The sequence below is a fragment of the Ruegeria lacuscaerulensis genome, assembly GCF_013031245.1.
GTDB classification, from domain to species: Bacteria; Pseudomonadota; Alphaproteobacteria; order Rhodobacterales; family Rhodobacteraceae; genus Ruegeria; species Ruegeria lacuscaerulensis_C.
Genome location: NZ_WPZL01000047.1, coordinates 1 through 18897, shown reverse-complemented (window position 1 = coordinate 18897; position 18897 = coordinate 1). Strand labels below are relative to the sequence as shown.

The 18897-nt window shown below is 55.7% G+C and carries 14 protein-coding genes; 7 read left to right on the top strand and 7 right to left on the bottom strand.

Features of this window, described 5'->3' with window-relative positions; all coding sequences use genetic code 11:
• The first annotated feature begins 284 nt into the window (after nt 1-284).
• Entirely contained in the window at nt 285-2165 is a 1881-nt protein-coding gene (locus tag GOX66_RS23700; RefSeq protein WP_170766109.1) for an adenylate/guanylate cyclase domain-containing protein, read from the top strand.
• 285 nt (nt 2166-2450) lie between these two features.
• On the opposite strand, the gene GOX66_RS23695 is transcribed toward GOX66_RS23700, so the two are convergent.
• The gene (locus tag GOX66_RS23695) at nt 2451-3953 is read right to left on the bottom strand and encodes a trimethylamine methyltransferase family protein (protein ID WP_272871549.1); all 1503 of its coding nucleotides are present in this window, start codon (nt 3951-3953) and stop codon (nt 2451-2453) included.
• A 150-nt stretch (nt 3954-4103) separates the two neighbouring features.
• On the opposite strand from GOX66_RS23695, the gene GOX66_RS23690 reads away from it, so the two are divergent.
• The 4 genes from GOX66_RS23690 to GOX66_RS23675 are packed head-to-tail and all read left to right on the top strand — an operon-like array spanning nt 4104 to nt 8160.
• The gene (locus GOX66_RS23690) at nt 4104-5309 is read left to right on the top strand and encodes an aromatic ring-hydroxylating oxygenase subunit alpha (protein ID WP_170766107.1); all 1206 of its coding nucleotides are present in this window, start codon (nt 4104-4106) and stop codon (nt 5307-5309) included.
• 58 nt (nt 5310-5367) lie between these two features.
• On the top strand, nt 5368-6225 hold the full coding sequence (locus GOX66_RS23685; RefSeq protein WP_170766106.1) for an ABC transporter permease: 858 nt from the start codon (nt 5368-5370) through the stop codon (nt 6223-6225).
• Nucleotides 6222-7055, top strand: a complete 834-nt coding sequence (locus GOX66_RS23680; RefSeq protein WP_170766105.1) for an ABC transporter permease — start codon at nt 6222-6224, stop codon at nt 7053-7055. Before GOX66_RS23685 ends, GOX66_RS23680 begins: the two co-directional genes overlap by 4 nt.
• Nucleotide 7056: 1 nt before the next feature.
• The gene (locus tag GOX66_RS23675; protein ID WP_170766104.1) at nt 7057-8160 is read left to right on the top strand and encodes an ABC transporter ATP-binding protein; all 1104 of its coding nucleotides are present in this window, start codon (nt 7057-7059) and stop codon (nt 8158-8160) included.
• Between the two features lie 107 nt (nt 8161-8267).
• Here the strand turns inward: GOX66_RS23675 and GOX66_RS23670 are convergent, their stop codons facing one another.
• Nucleotides 8268-9329, bottom strand: coding sequence for an extracellular solute-binding protein (locus GOX66_RS23670; RefSeq protein WP_170766103.1), 1062 nt, complete (start codon nt 9327-9329; stop codon nt 8268-8270).
• A 168-nt stretch (nt 9330-9497) separates the two neighbouring features.
• Between GOX66_RS23670 and GOX66_RS23665 the strand changes: the two genes are divergently transcribed.
• Nucleotides 9498-11537 (top strand): oxidoreductase, encoded by a 2040-nt coding sequence (locus tag GOX66_RS23665; RefSeq protein ID WP_237212753.1) that lies wholly within the window; start codon nt 9498-9500, stop codon nt 11535-11537.
• 47 nt (nt 11538-11584) lie between these two features.
• Here the strand turns inward: GOX66_RS23665 and GOX66_RS23660 are convergent, their stop codons facing one another.
• From GOX66_RS23660 to GOX66_RS23640, 5 genes are read right to left on the bottom strand one after another with little or no spacing between them, the layout of a single operon-like run.
• On the bottom strand, nt 11585-12049 hold the full coding sequence (locus GOX66_RS23660; RefSeq protein ID WP_170766102.1) for a GNAT family N-acetyltransferase: 465 nt from the start codon (nt 12047-12049) through the stop codon (nt 11585-11587).
• The gene (locus GOX66_RS23655) at nt 12046-13446 is read right to left on the bottom strand and encodes an aminotransferase (RefSeq protein WP_419555583.1); all 1401 of its coding nucleotides are present in this window, start codon (nt 13444-13446) and stop codon (nt 12046-12048) included. The genes GOX66_RS23660 and GOX66_RS23655 overlap by 4 nt, the downstream gene beginning before the upstream one ends.
• A 28-nt stretch (nt 13447-13474) precedes the next feature.
• A complete protein-coding gene (locus GOX66_RS23650) occupies nt 13475-14653 on the bottom strand; it encodes an aminomethyl transferase family protein (RefSeq protein ID WP_170766098.1) in 1179 nt (392 codons plus the stop codon).
• Nucleotides 14653-16224 (bottom strand): phytoene desaturase family protein, encoded by a 1572-nt coding sequence (locus tag GOX66_RS23645; protein ID WP_237212752.1) that lies wholly within the window; start codon nt 16222-16224, stop codon nt 14653-14655. Before GOX66_RS23645 ends, GOX66_RS23650 begins: the two co-directional genes overlap by 1 nt.
• 10 nt (nt 16225-16234) lie before the next feature.
• Nucleotides 16235-17872, bottom strand: a complete 1638-nt coding sequence (locus GOX66_RS23640) for a phytoene desaturase family protein (RefSeq protein WP_170766094.1) — start codon at nt 17870-17872, stop codon at nt 16235-16237.
• Here GOX66_RS23640 and GOX66_RS23635 point away from each other — a divergent pair.
• On the top strand, nt 17871-18683 hold the full coding sequence (locus GOX66_RS23635; RefSeq protein WP_237212751.1) for a TetR family transcriptional regulator C-terminal domain-containing protein: 813 nt from the start codon (nt 17871-17873) through the stop codon (nt 18681-18683). The two genes, GOX66_RS23640 and GOX66_RS23635, sit on opposite strands and share 2 nt — an antisense overlap.
• Nucleotides 18684-18897 lie beyond the last annotated feature (214 nt).

Below are 18897 nucleotides of genomic sequence, written 5' to 3'. Positions count from 1 at the left end.
AAAATACCCGCAAACATCACCAAAAAGTTCTTGCAATGCAGGAGCCACCCACAGATGCCTTTCGCACCACTCTACTGTCGCTGCAGCGCAGCCCGTCAAACCTGCCGTTCGTCGAGCGCGCGAAATCGAAGGTCACTTGAATTGACAGGCAACGCAACTAACCAGTCGTTTCCGACCAAATCTACCGCGACGGCTTTCGCTGGCGAGTTGCAACCGGTCACCTCGAATCTGGATTAGATTCGCCTTTTTGGCTAACCTGTTGTTTGAGCTAGGGAGGTTTGGCATTGGAACGACGCCTCACGGCGATTATTGCTGCAGACGTAGTGGGCTACAGTCGCCTCATTCGGGAGAATGAAGCAGTGACTTTGGCGTCCATTAAGGCACATCGCGAAGAACTGATAGAACCTATCGTTTCAGCCCGTAATGGGCGCATCGTCAAGTTAATGGGCGATGGTCTGCTGATCGAATTTGCCAGCGCAGTTGAAGCGGTACAATGCGCGATAGAGTTTCAACATTACGTCGGACTTAAAAACAAGGACGTCCTGGAAAAGAACCAGATACACTACCGAATTGGGATTAACGTCGGCGACGTCGTTGTGGAGAACGATGACATTTACGGAGACGGAGTAAACGTCGCGTCGCGGCTGGAAGGTCTTGCTGTGCCTGATGGCATCTATATGGCGGCCAGCGTATATGATCAGGTAAAAGACAAACTCGACCTCAACATCGAAGACCTAGGACTTCACGAGGTCAAGAACATTGCAGAACCAATACGTGTTCTCAGCCTGTTGCTTGATGACAAAGCAACGGCTCTCGTTACCACTGTCACCCGACCTGTGGCGCCAGCACGTCGCTCTTGGTTAGTCGCAGTTGTGGTCGCGGTCGCAGTTGCGATCGGGGGGGTGGTCTTGTGGCAACGTTGGGACACTTCAAGCCATTCACCCGGTGCGGCTGAACCCGCCGCTGTCCCGCTAACCGGCAAACCGTCTATTGCCGTAATGGCGTTCGACAATTTGAACAGCGACCCGAAGCATGACTACCTAAGCGACAGCTTCAGCGAAAACATCATCACCGCGCTCTCCCGGTTTGTCGACTTCTTCGTAATCTCCCGCAATTCGACATATACCTACAAGGATCAGCCGGTAAAGGTACAACAAGTGGCCGACGAATTGGGTGTTCGCTACGTTGTCGAGGGCAGTGTCCAAATATTAGGGGACAAGTTGCGGGTCACAGCGCAATTGATAGACGCAACAAACGGTAAACATCTTTGGGCAGAAAATTACGACCGCGATCTTCAGGACATTTTTGCTCTCCAAGACGAAGTCACACGAACGATCGCTATGACTCTCAACGAAAACATCGACCTGGCCGAGTATGACCGGCTGGAACACCAACCCACTGACAATTTGAGTGCATACGAGCTGTTTAAGCGCGCGCAGGAACAGTCGTTCACTTTTACGAAAGAGGGCAACATTCTTGCGATGGAGCTGAGCGCGAAAGCAATCGAGCTCGACCCGAATTTCGCAAGCGCGTATATCGAACTCGCTTGGGCTCATAACTTCGGCTATCGTTGGGGGTGGACTGAAATCACGTCTCGTGACGAATCCTTGGCCCTCGCGTTTGAAATGGCCAGAAAAGCGATAAAACTGGAGCCATTCAATTTCAAAGCTCATCAGGTTTTGGCAAGTATTACAGTGCAAAGTGGCGATCTTGAGAAGGCCTCATCACTTTACGAGAAGGCGATTGCTTTAAACCCGAACTCCGCTCAGGTACTCGCCGATTCAATTGATCCTTTGATCTACAGCGGAAGGGCAGATGAAGCCGTTGACCGGATGAAGGCTGCCATACGTCTCAATCCACATCATCCAGATTGGTATTTGTGGAATCTGGGTTGGGCTCAGTACTTCGCGGAGGACTACGAAGGAGCGCTCGCTTCAATCGAGAAGATGAACGGGGTCCCGGATCGCCTCAGACGTACCCTTGCACCGATCTTGCTGCGGTTGGGGCGGGATGACGAGGCCCGCACCATGATTGGCGAGTTCCTAACAGACAATCCCGACTACGATATTGAAGAAGCAAAAACTGCACCATTCACCGACAAAGAGCTCCACAACCGATGGTTAGACGATTTACGAACATTGGGAGTTCCGGAAAACGCGTCTTAGTGGTTTGGGAGAGCGTTCGTGTATTGGATAGCCACGCCCAAAACAGACGTTTGTAGGTTTCGCAACTCACTTTTGGGCTCTTTTAAGACCTCCGGGAAGCCGAAGCAAAGCCCCCGCCCCGCCAAAGAACTAACCACGCAGACGGCCCATTGCAGACATTCCTGCCATGCCATTTTTGTTCCGAATAGCAGCCCTTCGTGCACTTGCAGCATTTTCCAGCGCCAGCTGCCTCTGGTGCTCCGGGAAATTCGCCCGTGCTGCAACGCGATCAGCACTGCGACCCGGCTAGACTAAAAGGTTGCGATATTTTTTCGAAATTGCGGTTACTGCTGCCTTGGTTTCCAAAGGCAATTCAGGCTGCTGCAGTTCCGACAATTTCTCTCGGAGGTCGTCGTCAAGTCGCGCAAACAAGTCTTGATCTGCTAACCCAGAATTGCTGAGCGGAATGTTCGGGCCAAAATACCGGGAATTCCAAACCTGGGTCCGGCAATTGTCAACCGTGTGCTGATGAGCGAGGAAGTTTCCAGTGGGGCCAACTTCTCGAATGAGATCAACAGCCATCTGGTCGGAAGATATTTCCAACCCCTGCCACATCTTTCGCAGCAGCCCTGCCAGATCGTCGCACAACAAAAGCGCGTGCAGCGAATAGGTCAGCCCCTGATCGAGCGAACCCATGTAGTCGATTGTGGCGGGACGGTTGTAGAACATCTGTGTCATGTTTGACGAAATTTCCCAGACCGCATCCTGATTGAAACGGCGGGCAACCGAACAGCCGCCGATGCCGGTCAGCGAGGGGAACCCCAGCGCGCGGCGCACTTGGCACATCGCCATGTCGGCAACCGAGGTCTGAGAGAAACTACCAATGGCACCTGTAGCAGGTTCCATGAAGTTCACATCCGAACACCCAACGCAGAAACTACCTTTAGCAGCCAACTGACCAAGCACGATGGCTGCGAAATCGGTCATCAGAGCATGGGTAATGCATCCGGCCAAAGTGATTGGTGAAGAGGCACCGCCAATCGGCAGAGTACCGACGCCAACCGGAATACCTGCCCGAGCAGCGGTAATGATCTGGTCCGAGTGGATCCGCGCGAGATTGACTGGCAGCGGTGTGATCAGATGCAAAAAATACGGCTTGGCTTTAAGTGCATCATGGGATCCGCGCAAGGCCGCGGCCATGTTGATTACCGCTTCCAAAGATGAAGGATGTTCGCAAAGGTATTCCAACGGTTTGATGGTGTTTTCCATCATGCATGCAAATTCGTCGATTTCGCCGAACTGGTTCGACTCTTCGACGTTCTTGACAGCGATGCAGACCGCATCAACATGCGGAAGCTTGTCCGCAACTCTTGTGATGAGGGCAAGATCCTCGCGCGTCGAAGGTCGTGGCTCGCCGGTTTCCTCATCATAGACTGCAATACAGGTCATGCCAGGCATGAACCAAGTGTGATCGCAATCAATCGAGATGGGATTTTCTCCGTTGCGGTCCCATAAAGTGGTCATGCGGGCAGCGGTTTCCAGCGCCCTGCGGGTCACGGATTCCGGGATAGTTACGATCCCTTCATCCAAAAAAATACAACCGGCATCCCGCAGCAGACCATCAGCTTCACCTCCTGCCTCAAACACTACTCCTGAGGTGGCAAGCAACTCGATAGCTGTGTTCACGATTTCATTAACCTGGGTTTGTATAAGTGGCGTGTAGGCCGGTGTATTCAGGGAATGCGGACCTTTATTGGCGACGACATCAGTGGGCAATGGAGATCTTCTGCGGCTTCTGTTTCGGCGCATTTCTTACGTCCTCAAAGTTTGAGCAGTTACTCAAACTTGAAGCACTGCAATCGTCTTGTCCAGCCATCAAAAACATCTGTCATTAATTTTTTTATTTGAGCGCTCAAATAAATAATGCTAGTGATTCCCATCAGAGGAAAGGAGATCCTTATGAAGGACGAAGTGCTGATTCACTCTGATCCCAGAGCCGGACGCACCGGGCTACCTGCCTGGAGCTACACCAACCCAGAGCTTCTGGAAGAAGAAAAGGAGCTTCTGTTCCGACGACACTGGCAGCTTGTTTGCCATGTGAATGATGTTCCCGAACCCGGCGATTTCATGGCCGCAGATTTCACTGGTGAGAGGGCCCTAGTGGTCCGGGGAGCGGATGGCGAAGTCCGCGCCTTCCATAACCTTTGCCGTCACCGGGGCAGCCGCGTTGTGGCTGAAGACAAGGGCCATTGCAAGAACGCCATCATCTGCCCCTTCCATGGCTGGGCCTTCAACCTGGACGGAACTCTGCGCGGCGCGGCGCGCCCCGAAACGCTGCCGGATCTGAATCCGGTGGAGTGGGGATTAAAGCCGGTCGAGATGGACATTTGGCACGGTTTTGTCTTTGTCCGCTTCAAGTCCGGGCCGCAGCCCAAGGTTTCCGATGTGATGGCTCAGTTTGAAGACGAGCTGGCGCCTTACGGCCTGGCAGAACTTCTGCCAGACGGGAGCGGAATCAGTTCCACCGAAATTGCAGCAAACTGGAAATGTGTCCGTGACGTGGACAACGAAGGCTATCATGTGCCGCTGGCGCACCCTGGCCTGCATGATCTATTTGGCAACAATTATGAGGATCAACCGTTCAGCAACGGCGCCGCCCGGTCCTTTGGTGGCTTCCGCCCCGGTTCTGGGCGGATGTGGAGCGTACGCAATTACAAAAAGCTACTTCCAAGAGCCGAGGCTTTGGATGACAAGCATCAGGCGGCTTGGCTCTATCTAGGGCTTTTCCCCAATCTGGTGTTCGGTATCTACCCGGATTCGGTAATCTTCTACCACGAGTTCCCGGTGGAAAACGGGCGCACCATCCAACGCGCCGCGTGTTACAAACGGCCGTTAGAGAACCGGCAATTACGCGTTGCACGCTACCTCAGTGGCCGGATCGACCGGATCACTTCGAAAGAGGATGAGCAGTTGATCGAATGGTGTTGGGAGGCGGCATTCTCCAGCGGCTATGATGGCGTAATACTTTCGGACCTGGAACATGGCGTGCGCAGCTATCACGACGAGTTGCGTAAGCTGTTCCCGGTGTTGGACCACGATGAACCCGATCCGGGGCAATTGAAGACCCGGAATTCAGAGCTGCTTGCACAGCTGGACAAAACATAAGGGCGAGCGGCGCTTTTAAGAGGGCGGCGCTTTTAATACCGGCCGGGAGGAGCCAGAAATGTTAACCGGAGAGAGGCGTCAGGGCCTCGTATTGATCAGCCCGACTTTACTCTATTCACTACTGTTGCTGGCCGCTCCGCTGGTGATGGTCGTGACTTTCAGCTTCTGGACCCAGAATTACCTCGAGCTCGATACGACCTTAACACTGGACAATTACCGCGAAGCTTGGAGCAAACCGATCTACCGCACCTTGCTGCTCCGCTCACTAAAGATTTCGCTGATTGTCACAGTGGTAACCGTGACCCTTGCGTTTCCGATCGCGTACTACTTGTCCTTCCACGTCAAGCACCGCAAGGCGTTGTGGTTGTTTCTGATCACCGTACCCTTCTGGACCAGCTATCTGCTGCGGGTGTTTCTGTGGAAAGTGATCCTCGGATACAACGGCGTTTTAAACACTGCGCTCACGGGGATGGGCATCATAGACCAGCCGCTGACTTTCTTGTTGTATAACGCCAATGCGGTGGTGCTGACCCTGGCCCATGCCTGGGCCCCCTTCGCGATCCTGCCGATATTCGTAGCGCTGGAGAAGATCGATCGTTCGCTTCTGGAAGCTGCCGAGGATTTGGGCGACGGACCGGTGCGCAGGTTCTTTCGGATCACACTGCCGTTGGCAATGCCCGGGGTGGTAGCCTCTACCCTAATCGTACTGATCCCAACCATCGGAGATTTCATCACTCCGAAATTGGTTGGCGGTACCGACGGGTTGATGATCGCGAACATGATCCAAATTCAATTCGGCAAGGCAAATAACGCGCCACTGGGGGCGGCTCTGGCGATCTCTTCGATGCTGATCGTGGCTAGCATCAGCGCGGTGATCTTCTTTGCTGGCAAACGTTTTGGAGGCAAAGTGAAATGAACTCTGTACGTAAAGGGCTTTCCCCCAAATGGCTGGTTTTCTACGCCGTTGCCTACATGGTTTTTCTCTACGCACCGGTCATCCTGTTGCCGATGTTCGCTTTTAACGACGCCACAATCATTTCATTTCCACTGACCGGCTTTACCACCCAGTGGTTCGACGTGCTGTGGAAGACTGAGGCCCTGCACGGTGCGGTACGAAATTCGCTGGTTGTCGGCGTCACGTCAGCGGTGCTGAGCACCATCCTCGGCGCCTGCGCAGCTCGGGCGGCAGCTCGCTACAGGTTCCCAGCCAAACGCGGCATTATGAGTTTCATCATGCTGCCGCTTGTGCTGCCAGAGATCATCGTTGCAGTGGCACTGTTGGTTCTTCTGATTCAGCTGGGCATGCCGTTGTCGCTGGCAACCGTCGTACTGGGCCATGTACTGATCTGCACGCCCTTCGCCATCGCCATTCTGAACTCTGCATTTCAAGGGTTGGATCAAAGCTTGGAGGAAGCCTCGTACGACTTGGGTGAAAGCCGCTGGGGCACGTTCCGCCGCGTGGTTCTGCCGTTGGTCATGCCTGGCATCGTGTCCAGCCTGCTGATCACTTTCACCATTTCGCTGGATGAATTCATCATCGCCTTTTTCCTGACTGGCACAGAAGTCACCCTGCCCGTCTATATCTGGAGCCAGCTGCGTTTTCCTGCCAAGCTGCCGTCTGTGATGGCGCTCGGGACTATCTTGCTGACTCTGTCCGTCCTACTCCTGATCCTTGCCGAGTGGTTCCGCCGCCGTTCGGCTCGGAAACAAGGTATCGAAGCTTCAGCTACCGGAGGATTTGCCTGATATGGCCACCCCATCCCCAAAACCCATCATCGACCTTACCGGCATCACCAAAAATTTTGGTAGCTTTCAGGCCTTAAAAGGCATTGATGCAACCATATATGAGGGCGAGTTCTTTTCTCTGCTGGGCCCTTCGGGCTGCGGCAAGACCACCCTGCTACGCATGATCGCCGGGTTTGAGACGCCAACGGACGGCTCTATCGTTATCGCAGGCCAAGATATGGAGGGCGTTCCCGCCAACCGCCGCCCCACCAATATGGTTTTCCAATCTTATGCAATCTTCCCGCATCTCAGCGTAGCAGAGAACGTCGGCTATGGCTTGAAGACCCGCAAGATGCCCAAGGCTGAAATCACCCGCGAAGTAGAGCAGTCGCTGAAAATGGTGGACCTTGGCGGGTTGGGCGATCGCGCCGCCCACGAGTTATCCGGCGGTCAGCGTCAACGGGTTGCTCTGGCCCGGGCATTGGTGATGAAGCCGAAGGTTGTGTTGTTGGACGAGCCTTTGTCCGCGCTTGACAAAAAGCTGCGCGACCAGATGCAGGTGGAACTGCGCCAACTCCAGCAAAAGCTTGGTATTACTTTTATTCTGGTAACCCATGATCAGGAAGAGGCACTGACCATGTCTGACCGGATAGCCGTTATGTTCGAAGGCAGGATTGCACAGCTCGCCAGCCCGGAAGAGTTGTACCGCCGCCCGGTGGACAAGCGTGTTGCTTCGTTTATCGGAGTAATGAATTTCCTCGACGCCAAAGCCTCGGGGCGTATGAACGGCCATCTGGCGCTCGATATTCCGGCGCTTGGCAGTATCGAGTTACCAACGGCGCAGATCCCCGAAGGAATGGACATTCAGAACCTGGATTCGATTGGCATCCGACCGGAGATGCTGACTATCCTCTTTGATGGCAGCGAACCGACCGAGCAGGTGGCCAGGGGGCAGGTAACTGGAACCGCCTATTATGGCGACATGACATATTACAGCGTGCGCCTGCCCGGCCATACCGCGGACGTGACAATCTCTATGCGTAACACCGCAGGCCGTTCCATTGTTCCTCCCGGCAGCGAGGTTCCGGTAGGCTGGGGCGCTGACTCCATCGTGCTGTTCCAGTGACCCGGGCTGCCTAAGTTTGTCGCTCGGAATAGCATCAAGTTATAGAACACAAGAAACGCCCCGCCAATTTTGCGGGGCGTTTCTTCTTTCGTGAATACAAGGCGGCTTCAGAAACCAGCTTTAATCAGTTCGAATTCAGCGATCATCTTCTCGCGCAGGCCCGAAGGCACCGGCGCTTGCCACAACGTCTTGGCCCGCAGACTTTCACTGCTTTCCAGCCCCATTGCAGCGAGGTCGTCCGCGTTCATTTCCGCCATGGCCTTTGCGTTGCCGTGGCCATAGCCCCAGCTGGACACAAGATAATTAGCGGTTTTAGGTTCCAACCAAGCGTTGATGAAGTCATAGAACTTATCTTCAGAACCGGGCGCATTGGCTAGCTTCGCATAACCACAGACCCAGCTGGACGCGCCCTCTTCTGTGTCGCGCTTAATTGCGATTGGGTGACCTTCATAGGTCATCGTCGAATAAGTCTCGTTCCAGGCCCAGGCCAGATAGACCTCACCGCTTTGCATCAGCTGTGCCAGCGATGCGCCATCGGACCAGTAGGTGCGAACATTCTGGTGCACCGCGCGCAGGAAATCAGATGCTGCCTGAAACTGTTCGTCCGTGGCATTAGTCCAGTCTGTGACTCCAGTGGCGAGGAAACCCAATGCATAGGCGTCATCTACATTGTCGCCTATCGAGATCCGCCCCTGATGCTTGGGATCTGCAAAGGCCTGTAGGGTTGCCACATCCGCATCGTTCAGATGTTCGGTGTGATAGGTGACGGCAGTGTTGCCCCAATCCGCTGGAATGAAATAGCTCTGGCCGTCCTTGGTGTAGGCTTCAATGTCGCGGAAACTCGGCTCTAACTCGTCCCAGCGCTCAATGCGCGCAGTATCCAGTGGGGCAAGCAACCCGGCCTCAATCCACTTTGGAACCGACTGTGAACAGGGATGGGCAACGTCTGCGTGGAATCCAGAACGCAATTTCTGGAACGCTTCCTCCTCGTCACCGAAGAAAGCAAAGGTCGGCCCGTCCCCATGTTTTTCGATGTAAGCAGAGAAGAACTCAGGGTCTTCGTAACCGGCCCAGTCAAAAACGGTCAGTTCCGCATCGTCGGCCAATCCAGTACCTGCCTGAAGTGACAAGGCCATGCCAAGCGCAGTGGCTGTTTTCAGAATTTTCATGAAAGTCTCCCTGTTGCTGCGGCCCTGATTTCCTGCCTTTTGCCTCCTCCGGCGCAGGTAGGGGCGTAGTAAGAAAAAGGTTAAAAGGGAATCTGACTTGACACAAGAATTATTTGAGCGCTCAATTAAATTATGACGCAAAACCTGCCTATCGAAAGGTAACTACTGATGCGCGATTCTCGCCATGACATCCTCTTCCAGCCACTGAAAATCGGCCCCGTGGAGACGAAGAACCGTTTTTACCAAGTGCCACACTGCGCGGGTATGGGGTGGCGGCGTCCGCGCACCGTGGCGGCAATGCGGGGGATGAAGGCGGAAGGCGGCTGGGGGGTTGTGAACACCGAATTCTGCTCGATTCACCCAACTTCGGATAACGACTACTACCCCTATGCCGCGCTGTGGGACGAGGATGATATTCGGGCCAACCAGTTGATGACCGACGCCGTGCATGAACATGGCGCGCTGGCCGGGGTGGAGCTGTGGATAGGCGGCGGTATGGTGACGAATTTCGGCACCCGGCTTGCCCCCCTTGGTATGCGCAACCGACCGCAAACGGATTCCACCGTGCTGCATCCGGGACAGGCGCGCAAAATTGATCGCGAGGACATCCGCAATATCCGCAAATGGCACCGCGAGGCTGCATTACGTGCGGTCGAAGCCGGTTTCGACATCGTTTATGTCTATGCCACCCACGGCTACCTGCTGTCGGAATTCCTCGACCCGGTGAACAACACACGCACTGATGAATACGGCGGCAGCCTGAGAAACCGGGTTCGGCTGGTGCGCGAACTCATCGAGGAAACCAAAGAGGCCGTTGGTCACAAATGCGCCGTGGCCACCCGTTTCAGCGTTGGGCTGGACGATGCCGAAAGCTATGATGCCTTCGCCATGCTGGCGGACCTGCCAGACTTGTGGGACCTGGTGGTGCCCGACTACGGGGTTGAGATGGGGGCGAGCCGTTTCGTCAAAGAAGCGTCTTTTACGGACAGTATCGCGCGGGCAAAATCACTGACCTCCAAACCCGTTGTGGCGGTGGGGCGTTACACCTCACCTGACACCATGGCGCAGGTGATCCGCCAGGGCGGGCAGGATCTAATCGGTGCTGCACGCCCGTCAATCGCTGACCCGTTCCTGCCAAAGAAAATTGAAGAAGGCCGCAGCGAAGACATACGCGAGTGCATCGGTTGCAACATCTGCTACGCACATGACTCGCTTGGTGTGCCACTGCGCTGCACCCAGAACCCGACCATGGGCGAGGAATGGCGCCAAGGCTGGCATCCCGAGAAAGCCGGGCGCAGCGAGAAACCTGAAAAAGTGCTGGTTGTCGGAGCAGGACCCGCCGGGCTGGAAGCTGCCCGAGTTCTGGGCGAGCGCGGCCATTCGGTAATGCTGGCCGAAGCAAGCCGCGTACTAGGAGGCCGCGTCACCCGTGAGTCCCGTTTGCCAGGGATGATTGAGTGGGCCCGCGTACGCGACTGGCGTGTTGGGCAGATCGAAAAACTGCCCAACGTGGAAATCTACCCAGAAAGCCCTCTGACAGCATCCGATGTGCTGGATCTTGGCGCCTCCCATGTGATCGCCGCCACGGGGGCGGTCTGGGCGACGGATACCATCGGGCGGCATTCGGATACCGGCTTGGAGGAGGAAGCGCCCGGCATGGTCGTGTCGGCGGAAACTGTGCTAACTGGGGAACCCCTCAACGCGGATCATGTGATGATCTACGATGACGATCACTACTACCTCGGTTCAGTTCTGGCCCTGAAGCTGCGCAAGGATGGGCACCGGGTCACGCTGGTGACACCCGCTGGTCGCCCTTGCGATTGGGGCCAATGGACGACCGAGGTCTACCAATCCAATGCCACCTTGATTGAGGCCGGCGTTGCAGTCGTACCCAACCGGATGTTGGTGGCAGCCCACAAGGGAGAAGCAGTCCTGTCCTGCATGTTCTCAGAGAACCGCAGTACTCATGCCTGCGATGCAATTATCCCGCTTACCCGCCGCCTGCCGGTGCTGGATCTCTATGATGGTCTAAAGGGTATGGGAGATGGATTGCACGAGTCCGGCATCAAATCAGTAATCCGCATTGGCGACGCCGAAGCCCCCCATATCATTGCCGCCGCCGTGCAAAGCGGCTACCGCGCCGCGATGGACCTTGGAGAAGAAGTTGATCTTGCCCGAAAATACGGGCGCCGCGAACACACGGTATGAACCGGCAAACCGGTCTCTATCGGGCGAGTTACCCCGCCATCAGCGGATCAGCTGTTGATCTCATAGACAATAAAGGGGGTTTTCTCAGCTACTTTGTCATAGAGGATTCTTCCTGTGTAGTTGAACTCCTGTGTCATCCAGTAAAGGCTAGGGATGCCAGCCAATAGCGCACGCTGACGTACCGCCTCGATCAAGGCGCCGCCCACCCCTTGTCCCCGTACCAACGGGTCAGCAAAAAGGTCCATAAGATAGCAGGTGTCCTTGGTTGACCAAAGCGTTCGGTGAAACAGGTAGTGCGCCAACCCGACCAAACGGCCATCCAATTCAGCTACCACCCCTTGGAACTCACGATCACACTCTTTCAGAAGCCGCGCCCAGGCCGTCTCATAGATCGCCTCTGGCAAAGTTGTTTCGTAAAACTCCAGATAGCTAGTCCAAAGGCGTCGCCATTCGACTTCATCAGCGGCGGTTAGTGGTCGAATTGTGAGGGCGTCACGCTTAATTGAGGTCATTTCTGATTGAGCGCAGTGTGACACTCTCCCTTAGCTAACGCAGATTCCACCTGCTGAATGGCGCGTTCAAGAATATCGAACATTTCATCGATCTGCTCCAAAGTGATGATCAGCGGTGGCGAGAACACAGCCATGTTGATCAGCGGCCGCACGATCAGGCCCATCTCCTCGCAGGCGGAATCAATCATCGCGCCAAGCTTGCGCTCGGCTTCCAAATCCTCCGCCCAGCATTCGATACATCCCAAAAGTCCTTCGCCGCGAGCATCGCCGACGATATCGAACTTCATCAGTTCGCGCAGGCGTGCTTGAAAATGCGGGGTGACGGCGCGGACATGCTCCAGGATACCTTCTCGCTCTATGATCTCGATATTCTTCAGCGCTGCGATGCAAGAGACCGGATGACCTGAATAGGTGTACCCATTTGTGTAGGAAGACGGTGTACCCAGATGACTCATCTGATCCATAACCCGGTCGGAAATGATGCATGCGCCCAAAGGCAGATAACCAGAGGTCAGACCCTTTGCGCAGGTGATCATGTCGGGCTGAATATCGAATACTTCCTCGGAAGCAAACCAATGACCCAGCCGGCCGAAACCGGTCACCACCTCGTCAGAGATGTACAAGATATCGTTGGCGCGGCAGAGCTCCCAGGTCCGTTTGTGGTAGCCGGGAGCAGGCACAATGACGCCTCCGGAGGAAAGGATAGGCTCGGCAATGAAAGCGCCAATGCTTTCCGCGCCAATCTCTGCAATGGCGGCAGCTAGGTCGGCGACTTTGTTATCGCACCAATCCTCGACGCTCATGCCCGCAGGACGGCGATAGGGGTTCACGTCGGGCAGGAAATGCACCAGGCGCGTCTCAAAATCGAAGTGGCTTTGGTCGCGCTCTTTGCCGGTTACCGAATGGGCCAGATAGGTCGAGCCGTGATAGCCCTTTTCTCGGGCGATGATCTTCTTCTTCTGCGGTTTGCCACGACGGTTGTTCATGTACTGCATCGTACGCAACGCCGTATCCACGGCCGTCGAGCCACCGGTAGTAAAGAAGACGTTGTTCAAATCGCCGGGTGCCATATCGGCAATCTTCTTGGCGAGCATCGCCGATGGTTCAGTGGTGTTGGTAAAGGGAGAAGTATAGGGCAGTTTCATGACCTGCGCGGCGATAGCATCGGCCATCTCCTGACGCCCATAGCCGATCTGGGTGCACCACATACCGCCGGGCCCGTCGATGTAGCGCTTTCCGGAGGCGTCCCACAGGTGAATCCCATCGGCGGTCTCCATCAGCATGTTGTCGTATCCGCGCCAGTCGTCCATTGCCATCCAGGGGTGCAATTGATGGGCGCGATCCCACTCATGCAGGGTGTCGGGGCTCGGTTCGTTGGAAAACGTATTCGGTTTCATTTTGGTCATTGGAAGTACCTGATCCGATTTAGAACGGGCGTGGCGGGGTTGCCCGCGCGCGGCTATTGATGAAAAAGGGTTTGTCTTCGATGGTAACCGGCACAAGGCGCTTGTCCCATTGACCCTCTTCGTTGACGTAGACTTCTGCCCAGAGATCATCCGTGATGCCCTCGCCGAAAGGAGCTTTGAACTCGGCAAGCGCGATGTTGCGCTTGGTCGTGGGGGACCACACGCCAGAGGTCACATGCCCCACCTCGTTCTTCTTCTTGTAATAGATCAGAGCGCCATCAGCGGGTTTGAAACCGCCAATATCGATCTTACGCAGGTGATACCGCAGGCCGGTTTGCCGTTGCTTCAGTAATGCGCGGCGCCCGTTGAAATGGCCCTTGGTGAAATCCACCATTTTAGCGAAGCCCAGCTCCAGCGGGCTGCGGCCGCGCCGCAGGCGCATGGCGGTGTGAACAGGTTGGAAGTCGAAACCAGCCGCGACGAACCCTGCTTCGATCCGGCAGATATTGAGCGCCTCGAAGCCGATCGCCTTCAATCCCCAGTGACTACCTGACGCCCACAACCGGTCCCACAAGTCCAATGCGTTGCCGTTCGGAACCCACAGCTCATAACCGAGATCACCAGTGAACCCAGTGCGCGATACCCAGAGATCGGGCTCGATCTCGCGCCAGTCGAAGGGCTTCATCTCTGCGACATCGCCCAGCCCTGCATCCTGCAACAGCGAGAACGAGGTCGGCCCCTGCAAAGACAGCGCCGCGATGTCCTGGCTCTCATCAGCGATTTCGGCGTCAAATCCCCAGGCGGTGTCGAGAAGCCATGTATACATCGGCTCCTGGCAGCAAAGGCGGAAATCGGTTTCGGAGTAGCGGAACATGGTGCCATCGTCGATCACCATGCCCTCTTCGTCGCACCATAGAACATAGCCGACCCGTCCGTCGCGCAGCTTGGCGACGTCGCGGGTCACCAGCCGGTTCACGACCTCCAATGCGTCCGGCCCGGAAATGCGATATTTGTGCATCGGTGAAATGTCGAACAGGGTTGTCTGATTGCGGATGGCGAAATATTCGAATTCCACCGTGTCCAATGTGGCGGGCGAGACATAACCCGCCCAATTGGTCCAGCTCTTGGCCGTACTAAGCGCCTCCAGCCGCGGCTGGAACGGAGTTTCAACCAGGCCAATGGGAACATGTTTGGTCATCAGAGCACCCCGTCCTTCAATAGCTGCATTGCGCTGTTACGGCCGGCCAAACCGGTCACGTCTCCGCCCGGATGGGCGCCTGCACCACAGAGGTAGTAGCCTTCGGGTCCAAACCGGTAATGCGCCATACCGTTGGCGGGCCGCACCGTTAGAATCTGGTCGATGCCCATCTCAGCATGATGCCAATGCCCGCCCGGCGCGCCTGTTCGCGCCTCGATACAGGCGGGACTAAGCACCTGCTTCTCAATGACCAATGCCCCAATGCCGGGTGCGTACTTTTCCAGCGTAGCAATTGTGATCGCCGCAAGCCTTTCACGCGCGGCATCATTCCAGCCGCCCTCCAGCCCGTAGGGAACAGAAGTGACCACAGCGGAGATCACATGCCGCCCGTCTTTGACCAGCGTTGGGTCTGTCAGGCTGGGAATGATCGCCTCAATAACTGGGTTTTCCGGCATCTCTCCGTATTTTGCAGGGTTGAAGGCGCGTTCCACATAAGTTGCACTGGGGGCGATCAATAGTCGGCTTGCCGCAAGGTCGGTATTGTGGCCGGTGAACTCTGGCGTGCCGTTCAGCACCAGATTGACCTTTGCAGCCGAGCCTTTGCAGCGCTGGTTGCGCATTCGCCGGACGGCTTCGACGTCGTAGTGTTTCGCGCCTGCCAGCATCATCGCGGGCATCGGGCCTGTATTGCTCAATACTGCCCGGGCAGAGATTCGGGTACCGTCCTCGAGCACCACGCCTGCTGCATGATCGTTTTCAACCAACACCCGGGCCACGCCGTAGCCAGTAAGGATTTCAGCCCCGGCGGCGCGAGCCGCAGTCTCAAACGCAGCAGAAACTGCGCCCATCCCGCCCATTGGCAGCTGCGCACCACCGCCCTGCCCCATGCGGTACATCAAGGTAAAAACAGTCCCTGGCGAGCGCGGACCTGCATAAGCGCCGCGCACCGCATCCGCTGCCAACGCTCCGGCCAGCGGGCTGTCTTCAAGATCGTCCAATATCAAGTCATAAGCGTTGGACAGGAGCACGCGGAGAAACTCGCGCATGTCTTTTTTGCCTATCCGCTTTAGATCCAGCCCCAGCTTTGCCAACCCGCCAAGTTCGGTGAGCGCATTCAGGCTGGTCAAGCCGCCTTCAAACGACGGAGGGGATTTCGTAGAAAGCTGGCCCAGCAAACCCGCAAACAGAGTCAAACGGCGCATCAATTCGGCAAAAGGCGCTGCTTCGGGATGAGGTCGGCCGTCTACCATTTCTGCCTTACCATCACGGATGATCGCATGGTTACCGTCTTCTGATAGCGACACTGAAGCCAGCTTGCGCAACTCCAAGGGAGCACGTGCTGACCCAAGGCCCAACTCTTTAGTCACTTTAGGGTGAAGGTTGTAAAGCAGATGCGCGATCTCCGGCACCTGAATCCCTCCTGCAAGCGTGGTGTTGCGCGCCATACCGCCTGCAGTCTCGTTCTTTTCGATCACGCAGACCGATTTACCCTTACGAGCCAGCGTCGTAGCCGCAGCCAGCCCGTTATGACCCGCGCCAATGACAATCGCATCATAGGTAGGTGTCGTCATCATTTACTCCTCAGGCCGCATAGCCGGTCATTGCGTTGCTTTTGCCAATGTTGCGCAGGATTTCTTTGGCCGCGTTCGCACCCGGCGCCGCCATCACCCCACCGCCCGGATGGGCTGAGGAACCGACGATATACATGCCATCAATCGGCGTATCGTATTGCGCGTAGCCGGGGACCGGACGGTTAAAGAGCAGCTGATCAAAGGTGAGCTCGCCCTGAAAAATGTTGCCTTCGGTAAGGCCGACTTCTTGCTCGATATCCCAAGGGGTGCGGATTTCAGCATGTAGAGTCTTGCTGCGGATGTCGGGGCAGGCCTGTTCCAGTTTGTCGAAGACACAATCGGCAAAGGCGCCGCGGGTCTGGCCATTCCAGTTGGTTCCGGCGCGCACGCCGCCCACTTCAAGATCATAGGGCGCGTATTGCACAAAGACGGTCATCATGTGTTTGCCCGGTGGGGCCATGGTCGGGTCGATCTGACTGGGGATCAGCATGTCGAAATAGGGGTTTTGCGACCAGCGCCCCTCTTTCCAATCGTCATAGGCACGTTCCAGTTCGTTCAGACTTTCGGCGCAATGCAAATCGCCGCGCAAGAAAGGCGCACGCTTGGGCGCGGCAGGAAACTCGGGCAAGGCGTCCAGTGCAATGTTCAATTTGCCCGAGGAGCCGCGAATCTTGAACCTTTTGACTGCCTTCAGGAAATCGGTGGGCAGGTGCTGCTGCTCGGTATGTTCCAGAAAAGTACGCTTCACATCCATATTGGAGGCTACTAAGGGCGTGCGATATTCATCGCCGTTTTCCAACGCGACCCCTGTGACCCTGCCATTGGAAACCAAAAAGCGGTCGACGCCAGAGCCGGTTACGATAGTGCCGCCTGCTTCCTCAAAACAGGCTCCAAGCGCGTTGGAGATTGCACCCATGCCGCCACGGGCAAAGCCCCAAGCCCCAATCGCGCCGTCCACGTCGCCCATGTAGTGATGTAGCAAAACATAGGCTGTGCCGGGCGAATAGACGCCCAGTCCAGTACCGATGATCCCTGCCCCGGCTATGTGCGCCTTGATCAGGTCATTCTCGAAATGTTCGTCTAGGAAGTCGCCGATTGACATCGACCAAAAGCGCAGGGTCTCGCCCAACTCCTTCTTGCCTAGCCCATGCGCCTGTTTGATCAGAAACAGCAGCTCGCCGATGTCGCGCGGCTTTAACGATGTGGGGTCCGGTGCGTTTCGCAACAGGAAAGGCCGAATGAAGCGGCATTGCCGGATCACTGTCTGGCTGAACCGGTCATAGGCATCTGCATCATGCGCACTGTGGCGACTTATTTCCCGGCGCAGAGCGTCATGGTCCGACATATAGGCGAAATAACCGCCGTCGCTGCTAAAGCTTGCACCACCTTCATAGGGGATTACCTGCAACCCATATTTTGGCAGTTCCAGGTCGCGAACGATTTCGCGACGAAGCAACGAACAGACATAGGAGCAATTGGAGTAGGTCCAACCTTCATGCAGCGACCGGCTCACAGCTGCGCCACCGATCCAATCGTTCTTTTCCACAACCAGAACCCTCAGCCCTGCCTTAGCCAAGTAGCAGGCTGTAGTCAGGCCATTGTGCCCTGCCCCTGCGACGATCGCGTCATATCTGTCGTGCTGCCCCATGAATCTCTCCTGGCTCGACCTTTGTCAGGTGGAGCGTAGAGGAGAAGATATTTTTCGTAAAGTTTTTTTGAGCGCTCAAATAAAAATAAGTGGGCTGACAGGAACAGCGAATTGTGGAACAAGGGAAAAAGTTGAAGTTTGGTTTGGATTTCTCATGGTGGCATCTAAGGGCAGCGGCAGGAAGCCGCGCAAGGAACGCAAGGAAAACGCCGACATGCGACGGCGTCAGATTCTCGATGCGACTCTTAAGTCGATTGTGACTAACGGGCTTGCCAAGACTACGCTGGCGACCGTCGCCAATGAAGCCGGACTGTCCCAGGGTGTGGCAGTCTTCTATTTCAAGTCAAAAACCGGAATCTTAACTGAAGCCCTGCGGGATCAGTACCAAACCTACGAGGCCCACTGGGTGGCGGCATTGGGCAAGGCACCAGAAGACCCCGCGACCCGGTTGCGCACAATCATCGAGGCGGATTTTAGCCCCAAAATCTGCAATTCCAATGCGCTCGCCATCTGGTTTGCCTTCTTCGGGGAACAGAATTTTGTTCCACAATATGCCGAAATTAACCGCGAATTTGAGGACAAACGGTCCAAGATGCTCAGCGAGATCTGCCATCAGCTGGTGCCGGAAGACCCTGACAAGGCCAGTTTAGCTGGCGGCTGGATCGATACGCTGACTGACGGTTATTGGCAGAAACTGCATCTGTTCCCACACATCTACTCACGTGAAGGGGCGCTGACACAGACACTAAATTTCCTTCAAACGCTATTCCCCAGCCATGCGGAGGCATTCCAAGCAAAGGTTGGGAAGTAGACCAAACAGCAGCCTTGCAAACGACTTAGATCACTCTAAGGGCAGCCGAAGAATAAGCGACTTCTACCTTAACCTGATCATTCGGTCAGCCTCTCTTCGGAGGGATCTGTTGCAAACTATTGGCTGTTGACGACGTCAGATGCCGCGGGTGAATGACTGTCGGTAAAATCAGTCGAAAGTCAGTTCATGATTTCCTTCAAAGGCGCGCAATATC